Origin of the sequence: Arthrobacter sp. NicSoilB4, from assembly GCF_019977335.1 — a bacterium.
In the GTDB taxonomy this organism is placed as follows: domain Bacteria; phylum Actinomycetota; class Actinomycetes; order Actinomycetales; family Micrococcaceae; genus Arthrobacter.
This window is the reverse complement of the sequence record NZ_AP024653.1, coordinates 731014-754717: the sequence shown is the minus strand read 5'-3', so window position 1 is coordinate 754717 and position 23704 is coordinate 731014. Positions and strand designations below refer to the sequence as shown.

At 66.5% G+C, this 23704-nt stretch carries 21 protein-coding genes; 3 read left to right on the top strand and 18 right to left on the bottom strand.

Annotated features, from left to right (window positions below; translation table 11 throughout):
- Positions 1 to 9: 9 nt before the first annotated feature.
- The 3 genes from LDO13_RS03545 to LDO13_RS03535 form a co-directional block, all read right to left on the bottom strand.
- Positions 10 to 1059, bottom strand: coding sequence for an ABC transporter permease (locus LDO13_RS03545; protein WP_224048690.1), 1050 nt, complete (start codon positions 1057 to 1059; stop codon positions 10 to 12).
- 53 nt (positions 1060 to 1112) lie between these two features.
- A complete protein-coding gene (locus LDO13_RS03540; RefSeq protein WP_224048689.1) occupies positions 1113 to 2108 on the bottom strand; it encodes a substrate-binding domain-containing protein in 996 nt (331 codons plus the stop codon).
- A 263-nt stretch (positions 2109 to 2371) separates the two neighbouring features.
- On the bottom strand, positions 2372 to 3604 hold the full coding sequence (locus LDO13_RS03535; protein WP_224048688.1) for an MFS transporter: 1233 nt from the start codon (positions 3602 to 3604) through the stop codon (positions 2372 to 2374).
- Between the two features lie 172 nt (positions 3605 to 3776).
- Between LDO13_RS03535 and LDO13_RS03530 the strand changes: the two genes are divergently transcribed.
- Positions 3777 to 4226: a MarR family transcriptional regulator gene (locus LDO13_RS03530; protein ID WP_224048687.1), complete on the top strand. Its 450-nt coding sequence runs from the start codon at positions 3777 to 3779 to the stop codon at positions 4224 to 4226.
- Positions 4227 to 4360: 134 nt separating this feature from the next.
- Here LDO13_RS03530 and LDO13_RS03525 read toward each other — a convergent pair whose 3' ends face one another.
- From LDO13_RS03525 to LDO13_RS03475, 11 genes are all read right to left on the bottom strand, one after another.
- Positions 4361 to 5851 (bottom strand): sugar porter family MFS transporter, encoded by a 1491-nt coding sequence (locus LDO13_RS03525; protein ID WP_275960338.1) that lies wholly within the window; start codon positions 5849 to 5851, stop codon positions 4361 to 4363.
- A gap of 10 nt (positions 5852 to 5861) precedes the next feature.
- Complete coding sequence (locus LDO13_RS03520; RefSeq protein ID WP_224048686.1) at positions 5862 to 6734, bottom strand: sugar phosphate isomerase/epimerase family protein; 873 nt, start codon at positions 6732 to 6734, stop codon at positions 5862 to 5864.
- A 78-nt stretch (positions 6735 to 6812) separates the two neighbouring features.
- Positions 6813 to 7838, bottom strand: coding sequence for a Gfo/Idh/MocA family oxidoreductase (locus tag LDO13_RS03515; RefSeq protein WP_224048685.1), 1026 nt, complete (start codon positions 7836 to 7838; stop codon positions 6813 to 6815).
- Between the two features lie 28 nt (positions 7839 to 7866).
- On the bottom strand, positions 7867 to 8778 hold the full coding sequence (locus LDO13_RS03510; RefSeq protein WP_224048684.1) for a sugar phosphate isomerase/epimerase: 912 nt from the start codon (positions 8776 to 8778) through the stop codon (positions 7867 to 7869).
- A 102-nt stretch (positions 8779 to 8880) separates the two neighbouring features.
- Positions 8881 to 10392: a CoA-acylating methylmalonate-semialdehyde dehydrogenase gene (locus LDO13_RS03505; RefSeq protein WP_224048683.1), complete on the bottom strand. Its 1512-nt coding sequence runs from the start codon at positions 10390 to 10392 to the stop codon at positions 8881 to 8883.
- Between the two features lie 58 nt (positions 10393 to 10450).
- Positions 10451 to 12379 carry a 3D-(3,5/4)-trihydroxycyclohexane-1,2-dione acylhydrolase (decyclizing) gene (gene iolD, locus LDO13_RS03500; protein ID WP_224048682.1) on the bottom strand — a complete coding sequence of 643 codons (1929 nt, stop codon included), beginning with the start codon at positions 12377 to 12379 and terminating at the stop codon, positions 10451 to 10453.
- Between the two features lie 39 nt (positions 12380 to 12418).
- Positions 12419 to 13399, bottom strand: a complete 981-nt coding sequence (locus LDO13_RS03495) for a deoxyribose-phosphate aldolase (protein ID WP_224048681.1) — start codon at positions 13397 to 13399, stop codon at positions 12419 to 12421.
- Positions 13396 to 14397, bottom strand: coding sequence for a 5-dehydro-2-deoxygluconokinase (gene iolC / locus LDO13_RS03490; RefSeq protein WP_224048680.1), 1002 nt, complete (start codon positions 14395 to 14397; stop codon positions 13396 to 13398). Before iolC ends, LDO13_RS03495 begins: the two co-directional genes overlap by 4 nt.
- A 215-nt stretch (positions 14398 to 14612) precedes the next feature.
- The gene (locus LDO13_RS03485; protein ID WP_224048679.1) at positions 14613 to 15029 is read right to left on the bottom strand and encodes a tautomerase family protein; all 417 of its coding nucleotides are present in this window, start codon (positions 15027 to 15029) and stop codon (positions 14613 to 14615) included.
- Positions 15030 to 15197: 168 nt separating this feature from the next.
- Positions 15198 to 16478, bottom strand: coding sequence for an alkaline phosphatase family protein (locus LDO13_RS03480; RefSeq protein ID WP_224048678.1), 1281 nt, complete (start codon positions 16476 to 16478; stop codon positions 15198 to 15200).
- A complete protein-coding gene (locus LDO13_RS03475; RefSeq protein WP_224048677.1) occupies positions 16475 to 18118 on the bottom strand; it encodes an alkaline phosphatase D family protein in 1644 nt (547 codons plus the stop codon). The genes LDO13_RS03480 and LDO13_RS03475 overlap by 4 nt, the downstream gene beginning before the upstream one ends.
- Before the next feature lie 213 nt (positions 18119 to 18331).
- Here LDO13_RS03475 and LDO13_RS03470 point away from each other — a divergent pair, with 213 nt between their 5' ends.
- Both LDO13_RS03470 and LDO13_RS03465 read left to right on the top strand, forming a co-directional pair.
- A complete protein-coding gene (locus LDO13_RS03470) occupies positions 18332 to 18697 on the top strand; it encodes a metalloregulator ArsR/SmtB family transcription factor (RefSeq protein ID WP_224048676.1) in 366 nt (121 codons plus the stop codon).
- Positions 18694 to 19176: an SRPBCC family protein gene (locus LDO13_RS03465; protein ID WP_224048675.1), complete on the top strand. Its 483-nt coding sequence runs from the start codon at positions 18694 to 18696 to the stop codon at positions 19174 to 19176. The genes LDO13_RS03470 and LDO13_RS03465 overlap by 4 nt, the downstream gene beginning before the upstream one ends.
- 112 nt (positions 19177 to 19288) lie before the next feature.
- Here the strand turns inward: LDO13_RS03465 and sucD are convergent, their stop codons facing one another.
- The 4 genes from sucD to LDO13_RS03445 all read right to left on the bottom strand — a co-directional run bounded on the left by sucD (position 19289) and on the right by LDO13_RS03445 (position 23683).
- Positions 19289 to 20191, bottom strand: a complete 903-nt coding sequence (gene sucD, locus LDO13_RS03460) for a succinate--CoA ligase subunit alpha (RefSeq protein ID WP_224048674.1) — start codon at positions 20189 to 20191, stop codon at positions 19289 to 19291.
- Positions 20192 to 20203: 12 nt separating this feature from the next.
- Entirely contained in the window at positions 20204 to 21373 is a 1170-nt protein-coding gene (sucC, locus tag LDO13_RS03455; protein WP_224048673.1) for an ADP-forming succinate--CoA ligase subunit beta, read from the bottom strand.
- Positions 21374 to 21597: 224 nt separating this feature from the next.
- Positions 21598 to 22305, bottom strand: a complete 708-nt coding sequence (locus tag LDO13_RS03450) for a hypothetical protein (protein ID WP_224048672.1) — start codon at positions 22303 to 22305, stop codon at positions 21598 to 21600.
- A gap of 40 nt (positions 22306 to 22345) precedes the next feature.
- Positions 22346 to 23683: a nucleotide disphospho-sugar-binding domain-containing protein gene (locus LDO13_RS03445; protein ID WP_224048671.1), complete on the bottom strand. Its 1338-nt coding sequence runs from the start codon at positions 23681 to 23683 to the stop codon at positions 22346 to 22348.
- Positions 23684 to 23704 lie beyond the last annotated feature (21 nt).

Below are 23704 nucleotides of genomic sequence, written 5' to 3'. Positions count from 1 at the left end.
TAAGCCCCTTTACTTGAGTTCCGCGCGGCGCTTGACGATGAGGTTGACAATGGTGGCCAGCAGCAGCATCAGGCCGAGGAAGAATTTGAACCAGTCCGGGTTCCACTGCGCGTAGACGATGCCCTTGTTGGCCATGCCGAAGATGAACGCGCCGATCGCGCCGCCGATCGCCGAGCCGTAGCCGCCGGTCAGGAGGCAGCCGCCGATCACAGCGGCGATGATGTAGAGGAATTCGTTGCCCACGCCTTCACCGGACTGCACGGTGTCGAAGGCGAAGAGGTTGTGCATGCCCAGGATCCAGGCGCAGAACCCCACGGCCATGAACAGGCCGATCTTGGTGGCCTTGACCGGAACACCCACGGCGCGGGCAGCGTTCGCGTCCCCGCCGACGGCGAAGATCCAGTTCCCCACCCGGGTCCGCATCAGCACCCAGGTGGCCACCGCGACCAGCGCGAACCAGATGAACACCGTGATCTTCACGTCGACCCCGCCAATGCTCACCGAGGAGGCGAACACCGCCCGGGCCGAGGCGAAGCCGTCCATGTTCGAGATCGAGGGTGAGGACACCGAGCCGCCGATCAGCCGGGTCAGGCCCAGGTTCAGGCCGGTCAGCATCAGGAACGTGGCCAGGGTGACGATGAAGGAAGGCAGCTTGGTCTTGATCAGGATCCAGCCGTTGATGAAGCCGATGGACAGGGACACCAGCAGGGCCAGGCCCACGCCGACCCAGACGTTGGTACTGAAGTTCCAGCTGAACAGCGACGCCGTCAGCGCCGAGGTGATCACGGCGACACCGGTGGAGAGGTCGAACTCCCCGCCGATCATCAGCAAGGACACCCCCACCGCCATGATCCCGATCGTGGAGGAACCGTACAAAATGGTCGCCAGGGCCCCGGGCTGGGTAAAGGTCGGGGACACCAACGCGAAGAAGATGAAGAGGACGATTGCGCCCACCAGGGCACCGACCTCGGGACGTCCCAGAAGTTTCTGGAACGGGCTGCGCTTGGCGACGCGCTCATCGGGCGCCGGTGCTGTGGTCTTTGTCTGGGTGATGGTCATGATAGTTCTCCTTGCTGCCAGGCCGGCCCTGGGCCGGCCCGGCCAGCGGGCTGTTAGCGGATACCCTGCTCGGCGAACTTCAGGACATCGCCTGCGTTTGCCTGATCGATGATGGCGGGGCCGGTCAGGACCGCCTGACCGCCGCCGATGCTGAATCCGCCGCGCTTGTTCTGCCACAGCGCATCAACGGCACCGTAGCCCTGGAGCCAGGGCTGCTGGTCCACCGTGAACAGCACGCTGCCGTCGGAGATCTTCTGCGCCAGTTCCTTGTTCAGGTCGAAGCTGGCAACTTTGGCGGTACTTCCGGCGGTCGCCACGGACTTCAGGAGCGTCAGGGTGATGGGAGCACCCAGCCCGATGATGACATCAGCATCCTTGGATGCCTGCAGCTTTGCAGTCGCGGTCGACTCGACCGACGTCATGTCCGCACCGTTCACGTACAGGATCTCGGTCCCGGGTACCTTTGACTTCACGCCGGCGCACCGGGCTTCCAGGCCGACATGGCCCTGCGCCTGGATAACGCAGACGGGGTGCTTGAACCCGCCCTCGGCCAGCTTGGTACCCACGGCCTGGCCGGCAAGCTGTTCGTTGGAACCGAAGTGTGTGAAGGCTCCGAGCTGGGTGGCGACTGATTCGCCGGCGTTCAGGCTGACAATCGGGATGCCCGCGTCGGAGGCCTTCTTCAGGGCATCCTTCAGTGCGTCCGGCGTAGCCAGTGTCACCGCGATGCCGTCCACTTTCTGGTCCACGGCCTGCTCGATCAGCTGGGCCTGGCGGCCGGCCTCCGGATCGCCCGTGTACAGCAACTCAACGTTGTCCTTTGCAGCTGCCTCTTCGGCTCCCTTGCGGACCGTGTCCCAGAAGGTGTCACCGGCCGGAGCATGGGTGATCAGCGCGATCTTCATCCGCTCTGTGGTGGCGACCTGGCCACCGCCGGCCGCATTGCCTGAGTCTGCGGGCTTGCCACCGGTGCTGGAACACGCGCTCAGGGCCAGCATGGGTACTACGGCCGCCACGAGGGCCGTCTTCCGCCACGAGAACTTGGTCACGATCAATCTCCTTTGATCCGGGCCACGCCGACCGCTTCGTTGCGTCAGTCCGTGAGCCATCTACAACTGATCATGGTGACTTGGCTCACTAATGTCAATAGTTTGTCCTGACATTAGGATGTAATCACGTAACGATTGACCCGTGCCCCGTAAAGAAGCACCGGATTGCAGGCATTCGGCGGAGCAGCACCGCCCGGAAAACGACGGCGACGGCGGCCCCGAAAGGCCGCCGTCGTCGTTAGATCCACACTGCCGTGAGGCCCCTAGGCCCGCTGGAGCTCCGCTTCCCGCTCGGAATCCACGCCAGCTTCACCCGTTTCCGGGCCTCCAGTGACAGGTCCGGCGTCATGCCGCTTTGCCGCGGCCGCCGCGAACACCATGACGGCAAGGCCCAGTAGCGTGATGCCGGCACCCGCCCAGATAGGCGAGGTGTAGCCGAGCCCGGCGGAGATGGTCACGCCGCCCATCCACGCACCGAGCGCGTTGCCCACGTTGAAGGCCCCGATGTTGGCGCCGGACGCCAGCGTGGGCGCCGTCGTGGCGTACTTCATGACCCGCATCTGCAGACCGGGGACGGTGGCGAAGCCGAAGCCACCCAACAGCACCATGGAGGCGATGGTCAGCTGCTGGTTGCCGGCAGTGAGGGCGAACGCCACGAGGACAACCACCAACGCGGAGAGCGCCACCAACAACGTGCGGTCCACGTTCCGGTCGGCCGCCTTTCCTCCGGCGGTGTTGCCGATAAAGAGGCCCACACCGAACAAGATGAGCAGCCACGGCACGGTGGAGGCCGTGAATCCGGTGACCTCGGTCAGCGTGAACGCGATGTAGGTGAAGGCGCCGAACATGCCGCCGTAGCCAAGGATGGTGACCAGGATGGAGAGCCAGACCTGGCCGGACCGGAAGGCGCGGAGTTCGCCGCGCAACCCGCCGGAGGTAGCGTCACCGGAGCCCGTATTGGGGACCAGCGTCAGGATCCCCACGAGCGCAAGGACGCCGATGCCCGTGATGGCCCAGAACGTGGACCGCCAGCCGGCGGCCTGGCCCAGCATCGTGCCGAAGGGAACGCCCAGGACGTTGGCCGCCGTGAGCCCGGTGAACATGATGGCGATCGCGCCGGCCTTTTTGGTGGGGGCGACCATACTGGCGGCGACCACCGCGCCGATGCCGAAGAAGGCGCCGTGCGCGAGCGCCGCGATGATGCGGCCGGCCATCATCGTCCAGTAGTCGGGCGCGACGGCGGAGACCAGGTTGCCGGCAATGAAGAGCACCATCAGCACGGCCAGGACGGGCTTGCGCTCGAAGCGGGTCACCGCGGCCGTCAGGAGCAGGGCCCCGACGACGACGGCGAGCGCGTAGCCGGAGATGAGCCAGCCAGCCGTGGCCTCGCTGACCCGGAAGTCTGCGGCCACCTCGGGCAGCAGGCCCATGATGACGAACTCGGTGAGTCCGATCCCGAACCCGCCGAGGGCGAGTGCTATCAGGCCAATGGGCATGGAGAAGCTCCTTCAAAACTGTACGGAAAGAATTGCGAAGCGTAAGCTATTAGTTGCAGACGCGTTATTTATTGTTGCACAAGCAACTATGCCGCGCAAGCAACTAATTTGTGGGCTGTGGGTGTTCCGTGATTTTTCGGGACCGGGCAGGCCGATCTGAAGGGAAGAACTGATGGGCATCAAGGACGACGCCGTCGAGGTCCGGGCGCAAGGCTGGCGGACCCTGGCGGCCTTGCACGGACTGATCGAGGCGGAGCTGGAACGCGCGCTGCAGGCCGCGGCGCAACTGTCTGTCGTGGAGTACACCGTGCTGGATGCGCTGAGCCGCCAGGACGGCTGGCACATGCGGATGCAGCAGCTGGCCCGGGCAACCGCGTTGAGCGCCAGCGCCACCACACGCCTGGTCAACCGGCTCGAGGACCGGGGCCTGCTGACCCGGATCCTGTGCGCCGATGACCGGCGGGGAATCTACACCGAGCTGACCCCGAGCGGGATCAAACTGCTGGAGGAGGCAAGGCCCAGCCATGACGCCACACTGGAGCGTGCGCTGGCCGAGGCGCAGGAGGTGCCGGAGCTGGCGCCCCTGGTAGATGCGCTCCCCCGGCTCCACGCAGGCGTCTAGCTCCGTCTGGCCCCAGCAGAAAGCCCCGCACCGCGGCAGCCCAACTGACTAGCAGCAGGGGCCGTTTTGAGCTCTCAAAACGGCCCCTGCTGCTAGTTACTTGGGTGGTGCCGGGGGGGCTTGTTCTGCCGGGGCTACGCGGCGGCGGGTTGTTTGGCGGCTGCGTTCTTGAAGTAGTGCTCCACGTCCTCAAGGCTCTTGTCCTTGGTTTCCGGGACCACGCGTTTCACCCAGACGATCGCAACCAGTTGCATGGCCACGAAGATGAAGAACGTCGTTGAAACGCCGATCCAGGCGACCATCTGCGGGAAGAAAAAGCCGATCAGGAAGTTGATCATCCACAGGACGAACACACAGATGCCCATGCCGATCCCGCGGACATGCATCGGGAAGATCTCGGACATCGTCAGCCACGTAACCGTGCCGATGCAGGACTGCATGGAAGCCAGGAATGTCACCATGAACAGGAGCACCAGATAGCCGCGGAGGGGGCTTTCCGGGATCAGCATCGAGATCAGGCCAATGGCCAGCAGCGAGGATGACGTACCAATCAGGCCGACCACCAGCATGGGTTTCCTGCGGACCCGGGCCATCAGGGACATCCCAACGATGACGGCGACCACGGAGGTGACGCCGTTGACGACGTTGGCGATGAGGGCGCCCTGGTCCCCGAAGCCGGAGCTGGAGAGGATCGAAGTGCCGTAGTACATGATGGCGTTGACGCCGCTGACCTGGTTAATGACCGCCATGCCCAGTCCCACGACGAAAATCCTGCGGATCCACGGCACGGTGAGATCGCGGAAGGTCCCGAGCCTGGATTGGTAGTCTTCCCTCGCAGCCTGCCGCACGTCATCGAACTCCATCGAGACATCGGCCGACGCGCGGGACTTGCGCAGGACGTCCAGGACCTCGCCGAAGCGTCCGGCAGAGGCCAGCCAGCGGGGGCTTTCGGGCAGGACCAGCATTCCGAACCACAGCACGACGGCGGGCAGTGTCGCGATGACCAGCATCCAACGCCACACATGGGAGGCCTCGGGGAAGGCGTTGCCCAGGACTGCGTTGAAGGTGAAGGCCAGGAATTGGCCCGTGACGATCATGAGCTCGTTCTGCGTGACGATCCGGCCGCGTTGGGCGGCCGGTGACATTTCCGCGAGGTAGACGGGAACGATCACCGAGGCACCGCCGACGGCGAGGCCCAGGACTGTCCGTGCCAGCACCAGCAGCTCCGTCGTGGGGGCGAGGGAACAGGCGACTGTGGAGAACGCGAAGACGAGGGCCAGCGCCATGATGGTCTTGCGGCGGCCGAAGCGGTCGGACAGCCGGCCGGCCGTGATCGCCCCGAAAGCGGCGCCGAACAGCAGAGTCGAGGTGACCAGGCCTTCAGTCAGCGGCGTCAGCCCGAGGTCGCGTTGCATAAACGGCAGCGCGCCGTTGATGACGCCGGTGTCGTAGCCGAACAGCAGGCCGCCGAAGGTCGAGAACAGCGCAACCCGCCGCATGAACTTCTTGGGGTTCGCGGGCGTTCCGGCCGTGCCGCCGGTGCCGCCGGTGCCGGCGGTGCCGGCGGTGCCGGCGGCCGCAGCGTGGGCCGAGGAAATAGTGAGCGTATTTTCCGTTTGCTTCATAGGGCGGCCGCTACCGTGCTTTGGCGATGTAGTTGTTCATCGTGTCCAGCTGGTAGCGGGAGACCTCGGCGGCGTCGTCATCCTCGGCGAAGACGCTGGAGACCATCACGGTGTCCTCGCGGTCGAGGAACCCGATTTCCTGCAGGCCGCCGAAGAACTCGTCCCAGTTGACGTCGCCGTCGCCGATTTTCAGGTGCTGGTGCACCCGGACCGGGTTGCCGGGCGGGTTGGTGATGTAGCGCAGCCCGTGTGAGGCGTGGTGGTCCATGGTGTCGGCGACGTGGACCAGGCGGAGCTTGTCCCCCGCCGCGCGCATGATCTCCAGCGGTGCGTTCTTCATGTGGAAGCTGTGCGAGGCCACGTAGACCAGTCCGACGTTCTTGGAGTTGAGCCCGCGGATCACCCGGATCGCGGCCAGGCCTTCCTCGACGAAGTCGTCGGGGTGCGGGTCGATCAGGAGGTCGATGCCTTCGCGCTCGATGATGGGCAGCAGTTCTTCCATGGAGCGGTAGAAGGCGCGTTCGGATTCCTCGGCTTTCTCCGGCCGGCCGCTGAATTCGGTGTTCATCGTGCTGACGCCCAGGTCCACGGCGATCTGGATGGCCCGCTTCCAGTAGCGGACGGCGGCTTCGCGGGCGTCCTCGTCCGGCCCGGACCAGCGGAGCACCGGCAGCACGGAGGCGATTTCGATTCCGGCGTCCTTGCAGGCGGCCTTGAGCTGGCCCACCAGTTCGTCGTCGGCCTTGGGGTGGTTGTAGAACGGGATGAAGTCGGCGTGCGGGGTCATCTGCATGTACTTGTAGCCGAGGTCCGCCACCACCCGGGGAAATTCGAGCAGGCTGTGCGAGTGGTGGAACGGCGTTGGATCAAGTGCGATTTTCACGTGGAACACTCCATTGTGGATCAGTCGGGCTGTGCGTGGAACGGACGGGAAGGGGGCCCTGCCCCCTTCCCGTCCGTCCTAGCGGTACAGGGCGGGCTTGGGGTTCAGCTTCACGGCGACCTTTTCGCCGTTCTTCTGCGCTTCCTTCTGCGCTTCCACGCCGGCCTCGCAACAGGCCGCGGTGGCGTACCCGTCCCACGCTGTCGGGCCGCCGATTTCTCCGCGGAGGGCGGCGTCCACCCAGGACTGGATTTCGACGTCGTAGGCTGCGCCGAAGCGCTCCTCGAAGCCGGGGGTGATGTTTCCGCCCCAGCGGCCGGCACTGCGCGTGTACGGGCCCTTGTCGCCGCCGATGCTGACGATGCCGTCTTCGAAGGAGGCCTGGGTGGCCACTTCGTAGCCGAACTTGGCGTTGACGAAGATCTCGACGTCGGCCAGGACACCGGACTCGGTTTCGATCAGCACGTGCTGAGGGTCGTGCTGGCCGGCCGGGGCGTTCTTCGTGGCCTTGCCCAGGCGGACCTGGACGGAGGTGATCTCCTCGCCGGTGAAGTAGCGGATGGCGTCGAACTCGTGCACCACGGAGTCGTTGATCAGCATCTCGTTGGTGAAGCCGGCCGGAGTGGTCGGGTTGCGGTGCTGGTGGTGCAGCATCAGCAGTTCGCCGAGTTCGGAGTTCCGGATGATGCCGCCCAGGGCGGCGTATTCGGCGTCGAAGCGGCGCATAAAGCCGACCTGGATGCGCTGGTGGCCGAGCTTTTCCTCGGCCTGGACGATCTTCCAGGCGGAAGCGGCGTCCGGCGTGAGCGGCTTCTCGCAGAGGATCGGGATGTCCTTGGCGATCGCCTTGAGCAGGATGTCTTCGTGCAGGAAGCCGGGGGTGGCGATCAGGACGGCGTTGACGTCGCCGTTGTTGAGCGCCTTGTCGGCGTCGGCAAGGGCGACGGCGCCCGGGATGCCTTCGATGGCCGCCTGCGCGCGGGCGAGGTCGACGTCGACGACGGCGGCAACTTCGGCGCCGTGGATGCGGGTGTTGAGGCGCTGGATGTGGTCTGCGCCCATACGGCCGGCGCCAATGACAGCTACGCGGAGGGTCTTGGTCATGGTCTTGTCCTTAGGTTCTGGTTGGCGTCTAGTTGACGACGGTGCGGGAGCCGCAGGAGAGCAGATAGTTCCGTGTGCGCTTGGCGATAGGCATCGGGACGTCGAAGGCGACGGGGTACATGTCCTGTTCCACAATGCCAAAGATCGGCCGGTTCAGCGCCTCCACGGCTTCGATGACGGCGCGCAGGTCCGGCAGGCCGTTCGGCGGTTCGGTCATCACGCCGGCCAGGTTGGCGGCGGCCCAGGTCATGTTTTCGTCGTTGACCTTTTTCAGGATGTCGGGGTTGATCTGCTTGAGGTGCAGGTAGCCGATCCGGTCCGGGTAGTTCTTGATCAAATCCAGGCTGGAGGCCCCGCAATATTCGGCGTGGCCGGTGTCCAGACAGAGGTTGAGGTACTTCGCGTCGGTGGCGGCGAGGAGGGTCTCGATGTCCTCCTGCGCGCCGACGTGGGAGTCCGCGTGCGAGTGGAACTGCTGCTGCAGGCCGAAGTCCTCCAGCAGGGTCTTGCCCAGCCGGTTGTGGCCGGCGAACAAGTCGCTCCACGCCTTTTCGGTGAGCTCGCCGCTTTCCAGGGCCTCGCCGGTCACGTCGTCGCGCCACATGGCCGGGATGACCACCATGTGCTCCCCGCCCATCGCGGCAGTGAGTTCGGCGACCTTGCGGGCCGGCTCCCAGGCGGTTTCCCACTGGTCCAGGCCGCGGTGGAACGCGGTGAACACGGTGCCGGCCGAGATCTTCAGATCGCGGGCTTTGAGCTCCTCCGCCAGCCGGGCAGGGTCGGTCGGGAGGTAGCCGTAAGGGCCCAGTTCGATCCACTTGTAGCCGGACTCGGCTACCTCGTCCAGGAAACGTTCCCACGGGGTCTGCTGCGGGTCATCCGGGAACCAGACGCCCCACGAGTCCGGCGCGGTGCCGATGATCAGCTTGTTCTCAGTCATTTCCATTCCTTCTCATCGGTTGCTCCACAGGTGCCGTTCTGGACGCTCAAAACGGCGGTTGTGGAGCAGCCGATGGGGGTTGTCGGGGATTGGTCGGGTCGCCTAGTTGGACGGGAAGTTGTAGGAGGCGCCCGAGGCGTGGGTGGGTTCCGGCCAGCGGGACGTGACCACCTTGCCGCGGGTGTAGAAGGAGACGCCTTCCGGGCCGTAGATGTGCTTGTCGCCGAAGAGCGAGGCCTTCCAGCCGCCGAAGGAGTGGTGCGCCACCGGGACGGGCAGCGGCACGTTGATGCCGATCATGCCCACGGTGACGGAGCGCTGGAACTTCCGGGCGTTGGCGCCGGAGGAGGTGAAGATGGCGGTGCCGTTGCCGTAGGGGTTGGAGTTGATCAGGGCGATGCCGGCGTCGAGGTCCTCCACCCGGACCACGACGAGGACCGGCCCGAAGATTTCCTCGCTGTAGGCAGTCATTTCGGTCTTGACGTGGTCGATGACGGTGGGGCCGACCCAGAAGCCGTCCTCGTGGCCGGGGACGACGAGGTCGCGGCCGTCCACCACCATCGCCGCTCCCGCGGTTTCGGCTTCGGTGACGATCCGGACGATGCGCTCCTTCGAGGCCGGGGTGATGACGGGTCCCATCTCGGCGCCCGGCGCGGTGCCGTTGTTGACCTTGACGGCGAGGGCGCGTTCCTCGACCTTCTTGACCAGCAGGTCGGCCGCGTCACCGACGGCGACGGCGACCGAGATGGCCATGCAGCGCTCGCCGGCGGAGCCGAAGGCGGCGGCAGCGAGGTGGTCAGCCGCGTTGTCGAGGTCGGCGTCGGGCATGACGATGGCGTGGTTCTTGGCGCCGCCGAGGGCCTGGACGCGCTTGCCGTGGGCGGTGGCGGTCTCGTGGACGTACTTGGCGATCGGGGTGGAGCCGACGAAGGAGATGCCGTCCACGTCCGGGTGCGTCAGGAGGCCGTCGACGGTCTCCTTGTCGCCGTGCAGGACCTGGAAGACACCGTCGGGCAGGCCCGCGTCCTTCCACAGCTTGGCCAGCAGCATCGACGCGGAGGGGTCCCGTTCGGAGGGCTTGAGGATGAAGGCGTTGCCTGTGGCGATGGCCATCGGCGCCATCCACAACGGCACCATCACGGGGAAGTTGAACGGGGTGATGCCGGCGACGACGCCGAGCGGCTCGCGGAAGGAGAACACGTCGATGCCGGTGGAGACCTGGTCCGAGTAGTCGCCCTTGAGCAGGGTCGGGATGCCGCAGGCGTACTCGATGACCTCCAGGCCGCGGCCGATTTCACCCTTGGCGTCGGAGAGGACCTTGCCGTGCTCGGCGGTGATCAGCTCGGCGAGCTGGTCAACGTGGGCCGCGACGAGTTCGCGAAACTTGAACAGCACGGCGGTGCGCTTGGCCAGGGAGAAGTCGCCCCAGGAATCGGCGGCGGCGCGGGCGGCGGCGACCGTGGCGTCCAGGTCCGCCCGGTTGGCCAGCCGCAGCTCTGCGGTGACGGCGCCGGTGGCGGGGTTGTAGACGGGCTGGGTGCGGGTGCCGGTGCCCGCGGTTTCGGCGCCGTTGATGAAGTGGTGGATGGTTTTGGTGGTGGTGAGGGTGGTCATCAGAACGTCCTTGGAGTTGGAGTCAGTGGTGGCTGAGGGCCGGTGTTCAGCGGCCAGTTCAGCCGAGCAGCTTGCGCTGGCGGTTCTTGTGGTCGGCGTAGGTTTGGAAGGCCTGTTTCGTGGAGTCGAGCTCGGAGACCTGGGAGACGGGCACGTCCCACCAGGACTCGGAGCTGGGGGCATCCAGCAGCGGATCCGATTCCACATGGATGACGATCGGGCCGCCGCGTTCCGGGGCGGCCTTGGCATCCCGGACCGCCTGTTCGAGTTCGGCGATGGCCTTCTCCCCCGGTTCGATCCGGATCACCTTCACGCCGAGGCTTTCCGCGTTCAGGGCCAGGTCCACAGGGAGCCGGTCGCCGTCGTCGAAGCTGTGGTGCTCCTCGTCCAGGGCGCGGTACTGGGTGCCGAAGCGCTGCGAGCCGAGGGATTCGGAGAGCGAGCCGATGGAGGCGTAGCCGTGGTTCTGGATCAGGATCACGATCAGCTTGATCCGCTCGGCGACGGCGGTGACGAGTTCGGTGTGCATCATGAGGTAGGAGCCGTCCCCCACCATCACGACGACGTCGCGCTGGGTCCCGCCGCGCGCGGCTTCGGCCAAGGCGGCGCGCTTGACGCCGAGGCCGCCGGGGATCTCGTAGCCCATGCAGGAGTAGGCGTATTCGACGTGGTAGCCGAACGGGTCCCGGACGCGCCACATCTTGTGCAGGTCACCGGGCAGGGACCCGGCGGCGCAGATGACAACATCCTGGGCGTCCATGGCGCGGCTTGTGGCGCCGATGATCTCGTTCTGCGCAGGCAGCGGGGTGAAGCGGGTGTCGAAGGCCTCGTCCACCGTGGCGTCCCAGCGGGTCTTCTCGGCCGCGATCTGCCGTTCCAGGTCGGCGCCGATCCGGTAGCCGCCGAGGGCCTGGTTCAGCTTGACGAGCGCCTTGCGGGCATCCGCGACGATCGGCAGGGACGTGCCGTGCTTGTAGGCGTCGATCGGGGCGACGTTGATGTTGATGAATTTCACGTCCGGGTTCTGGAAGGCGGTCCGGGACGCAGTGGTGAAGTCCTCGTAGCGGGTGCCGATGCCGATGATGAGGTCCGCCTCGGCGGCGATGGCGTTGGCCGCCGTCGTGCCGGTGGAGCCGATGGCGCCGAGGGAGAACCTGTGGTCCCAGGGCAGGACGCCGACGCCGGCCTGGGTGTTGCCCACCGGGATGCCGGTCATCTCGGCGAGCTTCGCGAGTTCCTCGTGGGCGTAGGAGTAGAGCACACCGCCGCCGGCGATGATCAGCGGGCGCTTCGCGGCGCGGATCGCGTCTGCGGCGCGGCGGATGTCCTCATCGTCGGCGTCGGGGCGGCGGATCCGCCATTCGCGTTCGGCGAGGAATTCCCCGGGCACGTCGAAGGCCTCGGCCTGGACGTCCTGGGGCAGCGAGATGGTGACGGCGCCGGTCTCGGCCGGGTCGGTTAGGACGCGCAGGCCGTGGTGGAAGGCGGAGAACAGCTGCTCGGGCCGGGTCACCCGGTCGAAGAACTTCGACAGCGGCCGGAAGGCGTCGTTGACGGTGATGTCGTAGGCATAGGGCTGCTCGAGTTGCTGCAGCACGGGGTCCGCCGCACGGGTGGCGAAGGTGTCACTGGGCAGCAGCAGGACGGGCAGCCGGTTGGTGGTGGCCAGCGCTGCGCCGGTGAGCAGGTTCGAGGAACCCGGTCCGATCGAGGTGCTGATCGCGAAGGTCTGGCGGCGCCGGGTGTGCCGGGCGTAGCCGACGGCCTGGTGGGACTGGGCCTGTTCATTGCGGCCCTGGTAGTACGGCATGATCGCCGGATCGAGCTGCTGGTACTGCTTGAGGGCCTGCCCGACGCCGGCGACGTTGCCGTGGCCAAAGATGCCGAACATGCCCGGAATCAGGCGTTCCCGGAAATCCTGGCCGCCGACCGTGTCCACGGTGTACTGCTTGGACAGGTATTCGACGACGGCCTGTGCCACCGTCATGCTGCGTGTTCCTGAGGCAGTTCTGGTTCCCATGGAAAGTTACTCCGATACTTCTGCGGTGCGGGTGGATGCGGTGCGGGTGGATGCGGTGCGGCCTGATTCGGTGTGGTGCAGGAGCGAGGCGGCAGTGGCCACGGCCCCCGCGACGTCCCCGTCCGCCGGGTAGAGCAGGGTCCGGCCAACCGTGAGGCCCTGCACGCCCGGCAGGGCGAGGGCGTCCTGCCAGCTGGCGAAGACCTCGTCCTGGCTGCTGTCCGGGTCGCCGCCGAGGAGCACGGTGGGCATGGTGGTGGCCGCCATGACGCGTTCCATCTCGGCCACCACGGGCAGTTTCATCCACGTGTAGGCGCTGGTGGAGCCGAGGCCTTCGGCGATGGCGACAGACTTGATGACGGCGTTGGTGGAAAGGTCGTTGCGGACCTTTCCGTTTTCGCGGATGGAAAGGAACGGCTCCACCATCGCGATGAGTTTGCGCTCGGCGAGGGAGTCGATGGCCTGGGCTGTTGCCTCGAGCGTGGCCACGGTGTCCGGATCGCCGAGGCAGATGCGCGTGAGCATCTTGCCGCCGTCCGCGCCGAGGGCTTCGAGGGCGGCGGCGGTGTGGCCGGTGAAGCGGTCGTCGAACTCATTCACCAGGCCGGAGAGGCCGCCGCGGTTCATCGAACCGAAGAGCAGCTTGCCCTCGAGCGCGCCCAGCAGGAGCAGGTCGTCCATGATGTCCGGGGAGGCCAGGACACCGTCCACGTCCGGATTGGCCAGGGCGATCTGGAGCCGGTCCAGCAGCTGGCGGCGGTCGGCCATGGCCACGGGGTCGCTGCCGACCGCGAGGGCGCCGCGGGCCGGGTGGTCGGCGGCGACGATGAAGTTCTGTTTGCCCGCCTTGACGCCGGGATGGCGGCGGCGGGTCTGCGCGGCCCGGGCGATCGCAGCCGGATCCTCGAGGCGGATGACGCTCAGGTGCTCGTAACGGCGCGGATTGTCGTCCACCGTGAGGGTGGCGGCGGCGGGGTTGACACTCACAGGGTTGCTCCTTCGGTGGCGTAGGTTCCCGGCACAAGGCGGCCGCGTTCGGCGAGAAGGCCGGCGACTTCCTCCGGCGTCGGCATCGCATCGGCGCAGGACAGGCGGGAGGCGACCAGGGCGCCGGCGGCATTGGCGAAGTCGAGCACCTGCGCCAGCGGCCAGCCGGACAGCAGTCCGTGGCAAAAGGCCCCGCCGAAGGAGTCGCCGGCGCCGAGGCCGTTGACGGTTTCCACCGGCACCGGGGCGGAGACGACGCGCTCGGTCCGGGTCTTGGCCATCACGCCTTCCGGTCCGAGCTTCACGACGGCGATCTCGACGCCGGCCGCGAGCAGGCGGTCGGCCTGTTCGTCCGGGGTGCCTTCGCCGACGGCGACGGCGCATTCCTTGTCGTTGCCGATGGCCACGGTCACGTGCGGGAGGATCCTGGCGACCTGCTCCCGGGCGTCGGATTCCGAGGCCCAGAACATCGGCCGGTAGTCGAGGTCCAGGATGGTGAACTGGCCGGGCTTCAGCCCGGTGCGGGGCCTGGCCTCATGCGCCTTGATGTGGGCGGTCCGGCTGGGCTCCTGGCACAGTCCGGTGACCGTGGACCAGAAGATGCCGGCGTCCCGGATGGCGGAGAGGTCCAGCTCCTCGGCCTTGATCTGCAGGTCCGGCGCCGTGGGGACCCGCCCGTAGAAGTAGAGCGGGAAGTCCTCCGGGGGCTTGATTGCGCAGAACGTGACCGCCGTGGGCCACTCTTTGACTGCCGTGACGAAGGAATCGTCCACGTTGAACTTGTGCAGCTCGCGGTGCAGGTATTTGCCAAAGGCGTCGTCGCCGGTGCGGGTGATCACGGCGGCGCGGCGGCCGTGGCGGGCGGCGGCGACTGCCACGTTGGAGGGCGAACCGCCAAGGTACTTTCCGAAGGACGTGACGTCCTCCAGATCCACCCCGATGTCATTCGGGTAGATATCAACGCTGATGCGCCCGATCGTAAGAAGTTCGTGGGTCACGGTGATCGCGGACCTTTCTGGTGGAAACTCGGGACCTTTGCGCAGCCTGAGCTTCGGTGCTTAGGAAGCCGGCGTGAACCGGGCCACATCCACTACTTTGCCTTAGAATCCATGTGCTGTCAAAGGTTTGTACTGACATATTTACAACATGACACGACCGGGGCATATGCCCGCGGCGGACCGCCATTTTGGCGACCCCTGCGCGCCCCCGCAGGCTACGTGCGAGGCTTCGCGCCCGGCACGCCCAGCTCGCCGGTGACGTACTGTGCCCGGCCAAATCCGAACGACCAGTCCCCCGCCGCGTTCTCGACGTAGCCGATGAACACGTCCTCGCCGGCGACTCCAACGGCGGCCAGCATTTCCGCGATGGCAGCAAACAGCGACTGCTTTGCCTCCTGCCCGCGCCCGGCCTGGGTAAAGATCTGGATCATCACGAGATCCGGCGTCCGCTCGAAGCCGAGCCCGGCGTCCTGGGCGACGATCTGCCCCGCGGGATGCTCGGTCAGCACATGGAAGTAGTCCCGCTCCGGAATGCCATATTCGGCAAGGATGGCGTCGTGGATGCTCTGGCTGATCGCGCGGAGCTGTTCGGGGCTGCGGCCCTGGTTGACGTCTATTCGCACGAGAGGCACTCGCTGCTCCTTCATTAGTTTGTCCTGACATACTAACAAAGTTAGGATCGTGGGTACAATACTGGTCTGCGACAAAAAACGCGGGGTCCCTTCGCGCCTTTCCCGGGTAGGGGATGGACGCGAAGTGACCCCGCGTTGTCTGATCGTGCGACGGTGGGTGTGGCGGGGCTACCCTGTGACGGCGGAGCTCCGGGCTGTCCCGTCATAGCCGCCGGCAGGGGGCGTCAGCCCGTAGATACCGCCGATCGTCGGCGCGACGTCGGCGGTCCGGGCAGCTTCGGAGGACACCGACCCTTTCACTACCCTCGGGTTACCGCCGGAGACGAAGAAGGGAATTGGCTCCGTGGCGGGGTGCCCGTGGTTGCCCGGGATGGGGTTGGACGCCACGTACGGGTCGGAGAAACGCCACCCCGCGCGGCAGTAGGCCACCAGGTCTCCGGCCTCGCCGCCCAGCCGGAGGTCTTCCGGCCTGTTGACCGACAGCACGCCCTCATGGGCCGCGACCAGCTGTTCGACGGCGGCCAGCCCGGCCGCGCGGTCCTCTTCGGGGCCGGTCCAGTAGAGCAGGTCCGCGCCCCCGTTCTGGGCAACCGCGACGTTCGCCTGCAGCTCCGGCCTGGACTGCAGGATGAGGTTGATCGAGATGACGTTGCTGGGAATGGACCAGTCCATGGAATGGTCAGCGAGGACCATCAGCACACTGGAATCCCATTTGCCGGCGCTCTTGAGATGGTCGACGAACCGGCCCACCTGCACGTCGGTGTCCGCCAGAGCAGCCTCGCGCGCCGCCCGCAGCGTGGTCCCGGAGAGGTCTGAGTGGCCCACGCGGTCGATGTCGCCCAGGCTGGTGAAGACAAAATCCGGGTCCGGGCCGCTCACCATCGCCAGCAGGGCGTCCATGGTGGCGGCGTCGGGAGCGTGCCCGGTGACGGGAAGCAGCGGCTGGGGCTCCCAGCGGTAGCTGGCTCGTGCACCGAAGATGCCGTAAAGGTATTTCTTGCTGAGCACCGATCCGGTGGTGAGGCCACGCTCCTGCAAGCGTTCCAGGAGGGTCGGGAAGCGCAGATCGGTGGACCGGTCGAGGTCGCGGACCACACCTTCAGCCCGGTCGAAGACGGAGTTGGCAGGCACACCCGAACGGTCCGGGCGCACCCCCGTCATCATCATGACGTGGTTGGGAATGGTCTCCATCACCGGCAGGGAACGTGCAGCCGGGAAATTGGTGCCCGCATCGCGCAGTGCCGCCAGCCTCGGCGTCAGGGCGGGTGTGATCTCGTCGGGCCGGCAGCCGTCCACCACCAGCACGTAACTTCGGGTCCGTCCGGCGGCCGGCGCGGCCCAGGCGGTGCCCGGCGCGGCGGAAAGCACGACGGCGGCGCCTCCCGCAGCGGCGAGTTGCAGGAACTGCCGGCGGCCCGGCGTCGGACGGTTGGTTGATGAACGGCTCATGCGAGACCTCCCTGGGCGGGCGTGACCTTGCCCGTCGTGGTTTGAACATTGAAGGAAGTGGACAGGGTGGATCCGGACCCGGCGGACGTGCGCTCGGCAAGGACGTACCAGTCCATCCTGACTCCGGCGGCTGTCACGTCCAGGACGGAGTAGCCGTGCGAGTCGAAGTCCAGGTACTTCACGTGCGGGTTGGCCGCCTTGATGGCGTTCTCGACGCCGACGGATCCGGTCCGGGGCGGAACATTCAGGATGTCGTCGAGGTTGTCGCTCGTGACGGAGGTGCAGACCAGTTCCGCGGCCACGGAATCGCCGGTGGCCGGGTAGCTGGCCGGATCCGCGGGGATGTCGCAGGCCCAGCCGGAGTGGATGTCGCCGGTGAGGAACACTGTGTCCTTCACGGCGTTGTCCCGCAGGTGGCGGACCACGCGGTTGCGGTCCGCCTCGTAGCCGTCCCACTGGTCCACGTTGTAGGGCACCCCGCTGATGCTGGTCCCGCCCATCAGCTTCTGCACTCCGGCCAACTCTGCGCTGCTCAGCGTCGAGGGAACCCGGACCGGCGCGATCATGACAGGGTTCCCCACGAGCTTCCACTGCGGGCCCGTGGACTTGAGGTTGCCCAGCAGCCAGTCCATCTGGGCGGCGCCCGTGATTGTGCGGGCGGGACTGCTGATCGCGGGATCGGCACCGTTGGCGGCCTGCTGGTCGCGGTAGGTGCGCAGATCCAGCATGGACAGGCTGGCCAGCGAGCCGAAGTCCAGCCGGCGGTAGAGCTGGCCGCCGGGCTCGTAGCGCACCGGCATCCACTCCGCGTAGGCCTGGTGCGCGGCGGCGAAGCGCTCACTCCAGGCGCCTTCGACTCCGGGGGTGTGGTTTTCGGCTCCGCCCTTCCAGGCGTCGTTGGCCGATTCGTGGTCGTCCCAGGTCACGATGAACGGGGCCGCGGCATGCAGGGCCTGGAGGTCGGGGTCGGTCTTGTACTGGGCGTGGCGGCGCCGGTAGTGCTCCAGCCGGGTCATCTCGAAGGCCGGGTCGTGCGGGCGGACGACGACGTCCCGGGCCTGGTAGTCCCCCGGCGCGTATTCGTAGAGGTAGTCACCAAGGTGCAGGACGGCGTCGAGATCGCCCCGCGCGGCCAGGTGGCGGTAGGAGGAGAAGTAGCCCGCCTGCCAGTTGGCGCAGGACACCACACCGAACTTCAGACGGTCCACCGCCGCCCCCGCGGCCGGAGCGGTCCGCGTGCGGCCTGCAGGAGAGATCTCCTCCCCAAGAGCGAACCGGTACCAGTAGCTCGTGGCGGGCAGCAGCCGGTCTGCAACGACCTTGACGGTGTGGTCGCGGGCCGGGCCGGTGGAGGCGGTACCGCGGGCCACCACTTTTGTGAAGGCTGCATCGGCCGACACTTCCCAGCTCACGGAAACGTCCGGGCCGGCACCGCTGCCGGGTAGTGATTCCGGGGTGGGCGTGACGCGGGTCCACAGCAGCACGCTCCCCGGCATGGGATCTCCTGAGGCGATCCCGTGGCCAAAGAGGCCGGTTTGGGAGGCTGAAAATGCGCCCGCGGGAGTGCTGGCGGCCATGGCTCCGGCCACGGCGGCGACCCCTGCGGAACGCAGTACTTGACGACGAGTAAAGGTAGTCATGCCTTCCAGTATCTCCACGCCGGATCGGCCAAACGGCGGATTTCCTGCCCCATTGGCCGGACGTTTGCCGAGAGTTCACCGTGGCGCAGTGCCCATTCCCGCCGACGGAGCGATACACCCCTTGCGTTGCCGCGGCACCCGTCTTATCCTTAAACAACCAGAAGGTTGATAAACCTTTGAGTTGATTACAGGCGGCAGGAGGTGGCGCTCCCAATGGACGAACGCGACGACGGAATGCTCGACTCGGCGTTCCTGGCACTCGCCGACCCCGTCCGCCGCCGCATCATCTCCCGGCTCAGCCGGGGTCCGGCCACCGTGAATGAACTGGCGGAACCTTTCGCGATCACCAAGCAGGCGGTCTCGAAACACATCCAGGTCCTCGAGCAGGCACAGCTGGTCACGCGCACGCGCGACGCCCAGCGCCGGCCCGTCCACCTGAACCCCGCGCGGCTGGAGGCGCTCACCGCATGGATCGGCCAGTACCGGCTGGTCCGCGAGGAGCAGTTCCGCAGCCTTGACGCCGTGCTCCAATCCAATGCCGCGGCACGCGGCACACAGGCAAAGGATTCATCATCATGACCAACGCCCTGAAACTCAGTGTCCCGGAGGGACTGCCCTTCATCGATTGCGAGCGGGAGTTCGATTATCCCGTTGCCGACGTCTTCCGGGCCCACAAGGAGCCTGCCCTGGTCGCCCAGTGGCTCGGCCCGCGGCGGCTGAAGATGGACATCGACCATTACGATTTCCGCACCGGCGGCAGCTACCGGTACACCCACACGGGACCGGACGGCGACTCGTACGGCTTCAACGGCGTCTTCCACACGGTCCGGGAAAACGACTTCGCCATCCAGACCTTCGAGTTCGACGGCTACGCGGATGTGGTCAGCATCGAGTTCCTGACCTTCGAGGATCTTGGCGGCGGCCGCACCCTGCTGAGGGCCCACGGGGTCTATCCCAGCATGGAGGCGCGCGACGGCATGGCGCAGTCCGGCATGGAAGGCGGACTGTCCGAAGGCTACGAGCGGCTCGACGAGCTCCTGGCCGGCGCGAAAGTCTAGGAGCGCCGTCGTACTTAAACAACCAACGCGGGGTCACTCCGCGCCCATCCCACGAGGTGGAATGGGCCGGAAGTGACCCCGCGTTGCTTTGGTGCCTGGTGGTGCTTCGGGCCTAGAGGGCTGCGAAGACCTCGCGCAGGAGCTTGGCGGTCTCGGACGGCGTCTTGCCGACCTTGACGCCGGCAGCCTCGAGGGCTTCCTTCTTGGCCTGGGCGGTGCCCGCGGAACCCGAGACGATGGCGCCTGCGTGGCCCATGGTCTTGCCTTCCGGAGCGGTGAAGCCGGCCACGTAGCCGACAACCGGCTTTGTGACGTGTGCCTTGATGTAGTCGGCGGCACGCTCTTCGGCGTCGCCGCCGATTTCGCCGATCATCACGATCGCCTTGGTCTCCGGGTCAGCTTCGAAGGCTTCGAGCGCATCGATGTGGGTGGTGCCGATGACCGGGTCGCCGCCGATGCCGATGGCGGTGGAGAAGCCGAGGTCGCGCAGTTCGTACATCATCTGGTAGGTCAGGGTGCCCGACTTGGAGACGAGGCCGATGGGGCCCTTGCCCGTGATGTTGGCCGGGGTGATGCCGACGAGGGCCTCACCCGGGGTGATGATGCCGGGGCAGTTCGGTCCGATGATGCGGGTGACCTGCTTGCCGTTGGCGTCGACCTTGGACTGGGCCAGTGCCCAGAACTCGGCGGAGTCCTGGACCGGCACGCCTTCGGTGATGACGACGACCAGGCCGATGCCGGCCTCGATGGCTTCAACGACGGCGTCCTTGGTGAAGGCCGGCGGAACGAAGACGATGGAGACGTCGGCGCCGGTCTCGGCCATGGCTTCCTTGACGGTGCCGAAGACGGTGATCTCGGTGTCGCCGTGCAGGACCGTGGTGCCGGCCTTGCGGGCGTTGACGCCGCCGACGACGTTGGTGCCGGCCTTCAGCATCAGGGCGGTGTGCTTGGTGCCTTCGCCGCCGGTGATGCCCTGGACGATGACCTTGGAGTCCTTGTTCAGATAAATAGACATAGTCGAGTCCCTCTACTTCGCTGCGTTGGCGAGCTCGGCAGCCTTGTCGGCGCCCTCGTCCATGGTGGCGGCCAGGGTAACCAGCGGGTGGTTGGCCTCGGCCAGGATGCGGCGGCCTTCCTCAACGTTGTTGCCGTCGAGGCGGACTACCAGCGGCTTGTTCGCGGAGTGGCCCAGCTCGGCCAGTGCACCGACGATGCCCTTGGCGACGGCGTCACAGGCGGTGATGCCGCCGAAGACGTTGACGAAGACGGACTTGACCTGCGGGTCGCCCAGGATGACGTCGAGGCCTGCTGCCATGACCTCGGCGGAAGCTCCACCGCCGATGTCCAGGAAGTTGGCGGGCTTGACGTTGCCGTGGTTCTCGCCGGCGTAGGCAACGACGTCGAGGGTGGACATGACCAGACCGGCACCGTTACCGATGATGCCCACGGAGCCGTCCAGCTTGACGTAGTTGAGGTCCTGCGCCTTGGCCTTGGCCTCGAGCGGGTCAGCAGCGTCCTTGTCTTCAAGGTGCGCGTGCTTCGGGTGGCGGAAGTCTGCGTTCTCGTCGAGGGAGACCTTGCCGTCGAGGGCAACGATGTCACCGGCGCCGGTCAGGACCAGCGGGTTGACCTCCACGAGGGTGGCGTCTTCCTTCTTGAAGACGTCCCAGAGCTTCAGGATGACGCCGGCGACCTTGCCGCGCAGTTCCTCGGCGAAGCCTGCAGCGGCGACGATTTCGTCGGCCTTGGCCTGGTCGATGCCGACGGCCGGGTCGATCGCGATCTTGGCCAGGGCTTCGGGGCGCTCAACGGCGAGCTGCTCGATTTCCATGCCGCCTTCAACCGAGCACATGGCCAGGTAGTTGCGGTTGGCCCGGTCCAGGAGGACGGAGAAGTAGTATTCCTCGGCGATGTCTGCACCCTGGGCGATCATCACGCGGTGGACGGTGTGGCCCTTGATGTCCATGCCGAGGATGTTGGTGGAGTGTTCAAACGCCTCGTCAGCGGTCTTGGCGACCTTGACGCCGCCGGCCTTGCCGCGGCCTCCGGCCTTGACCTGTGCCTTTACGACAGTTACGCCGCCGATTTTTTCGGCAGCTGCCTTTGCTTCTTCAGGGGTGTGCGCCACGATGCCAGCAAGCACGGGTACACCGTGCGCCTCGAACATATCGCGCGCCTGGTATTCAAACAGGTCCACGGTTTAGTGTCCTTCTACGTCGAAGTAGTTTCTGTACAGCCGGACCCCACGTTATCGCGGTTACCGGGCTGCGGAATAAACGCACCCTGCGACTAGCTTGGAAACGAGCCACACGGCGCAATGCTCCTTTCGGAACTCTAGTCCTTCCTTGGGAGCAGCCCGTTCCAGAGTACCCGTTATGTGAGTAAGGACACTATTCTATTGAGCGTAGAAAAACCCCTAGATTACGGGGTTTTTGGGGCTCCTGAGGGGCTCTGCGAGGTTTGTTTCCCGGTGTTGGGAATCAGTTCGTAACGGTCCCGCGTAACGAAGAAAGCGACGCCCGCGGAGACGTTTCCGCAGGCGACACCGCCGTTGTAGGCGGAGCAGCGCAGGCCGTTGCGCTCAAGCCCCTGGCCCTCGTCGAGGACCGGCAGTTGGGAGATCGGGCCGGTGCGGCTTCCCTTGGGCCCGAATTCGGCTTCCTGCTGTGTGACGCCCGAGCGGCATTCGCCGTACCCGGCTTTCTCCGGCGTCAGCAGCACCGCGCCGCCAAGGTAGCCGAGGCCCGTCCCGCCACAATCGTCAGCGATGTCCTGGGCCTCCGGCCTGGGATACGCCGCGAGTTCGCAGTGCGCCACCGGGACGGTGGCCATCTTGTTGTTGGCGGAGTCCGAGAAACCGTTCTGTTCATACGGCAGGTTCACGTGCCCGCCCCTGGCCGAAGTCAAAGAACAGGCCACGTTCCGGTCCGCGGTGGCGAAACTGATGATGTCCTGGCCTGCCACGAACTTCGTTGCGTCCGCCAGGGGGGCTTGCCTTAGCTGTTCCAGCGCAGGCAGCGGCGCGGGCGGAACGTAGTCCGGGTCCTTCTGGGTGATGGTGCACCCCGAGGAGGCCAGCAGGGTGAGGGCGGCCAGGATCCCCAGAAGTGTCCGTCGCATGGGCTCCATTATGCCTGCAGGAATGCAAGGCGCCCGGCGGCTGGCGGCGTCATCCGACGACGCCGGGTGTCCCTTCGTCGCGTATCCCTAACCCGGGTGTCCCGCCGCCGGCGGTCGCTATGATGACGTCGACGGCGGCGCCGAGGCTGTCTTCAGCCTCGAACTGGCCCTGCATGGCCTGCGCCCGGGCGCGCCAGGCCGGATCTCCCAGCACGGTGTCGACGGCGGAGCGGATTGCCGCGGTGCTGGGTGTCTCGGTCTTGAGGTTGACGCCGACTCCGGCGTATTCCACCCGCGCATTGACGTCGCTCTTGCCCTCGTTGATGCCCGCCGCCACGAGCGGGACCCCGTGGGACAGGCTCAACAGCACCCCGCCGAAGCCTCCGTTGGTGACGAAGACGTCCGTGGCGGGAAAGACCCGGGCGAAGTCGACATAGTCCTCGACCACGACGTTGGGCTGCGGATACCGCCGTCGCAGTTCATCAGTGTTCGCGCCGCCGGTCGCCACGATGATGAGGGAATCGGTGTCCTTCAGCGCCTCGATGGCGGGGATTATCAGTTTTTCGGGGTCCCTGTTGTCCACAGTTCCCTGGGTGACGACCACGGTATGGCGGTGCGTTGCGGCCGCCGGCGCGGCGGACACCGGACTGTCGGCTGCGGCCGGCCGGTGAGGCAGCAGCGCGCCGACGTAGTGGACCTTCGGGTTGACGCGCCGCCGCGGAAAATCCAGCGACGCCGTGCCCGTCTGGATGATCGCATGGGACCACAGGTAAGTCTCGTCGGTGATGGGGGTCCCCCGCCGGGTGTTGAGGCCGTAGCCCTGCAGTTGCCGCGCGTAGCTGGTTCGCGCCGGCTTGGTGACGAACTGGTCCGAGACCAGGCGGGCGCCGGCATGGAGGACCTTGTCGGCCGGGGTCCGTGCGGGCGCGAAGCCGAAGAACATCGGCGGCACCAGCGGGTCGCTTTCCATGTTGCCGATGGGGACGAAGCTGACCACCGGCTTGCCCAGCACCACCGCCACGAGCCTCTGGATGAACATGGTGTTGTCCATAACGACGGCGTCGAAGGGGAAGCGCTGGTGGACGTCCCTGATGTCCTCGAAGAAATTGGTGACGTTGCTCGCGAAAATCCGTTCGCCGTCGAAGCGGATGGCCATCGGGCCCTTGAGCCGGGCGCGCTCCGGGTAGAGCTCATTGAGGTTCTCGCCCGTGTGCTCAACAGCGCGTTCGAACGGGTAGTGCGGGATGCCCAGCTCGTCCAGCCTGCCGGCAAGCGTGCCGCCGGTGTACCAGCCGACCTCGTGGCCCTCGTCCTTCAGCCGGACACCGATGCCCGTCATGGGGTTGAAGTGTCCGGCGATCGCCTGGCTGGCCAACAGAATTTTCACGCTGCGCCCCGTCGTTTGTTG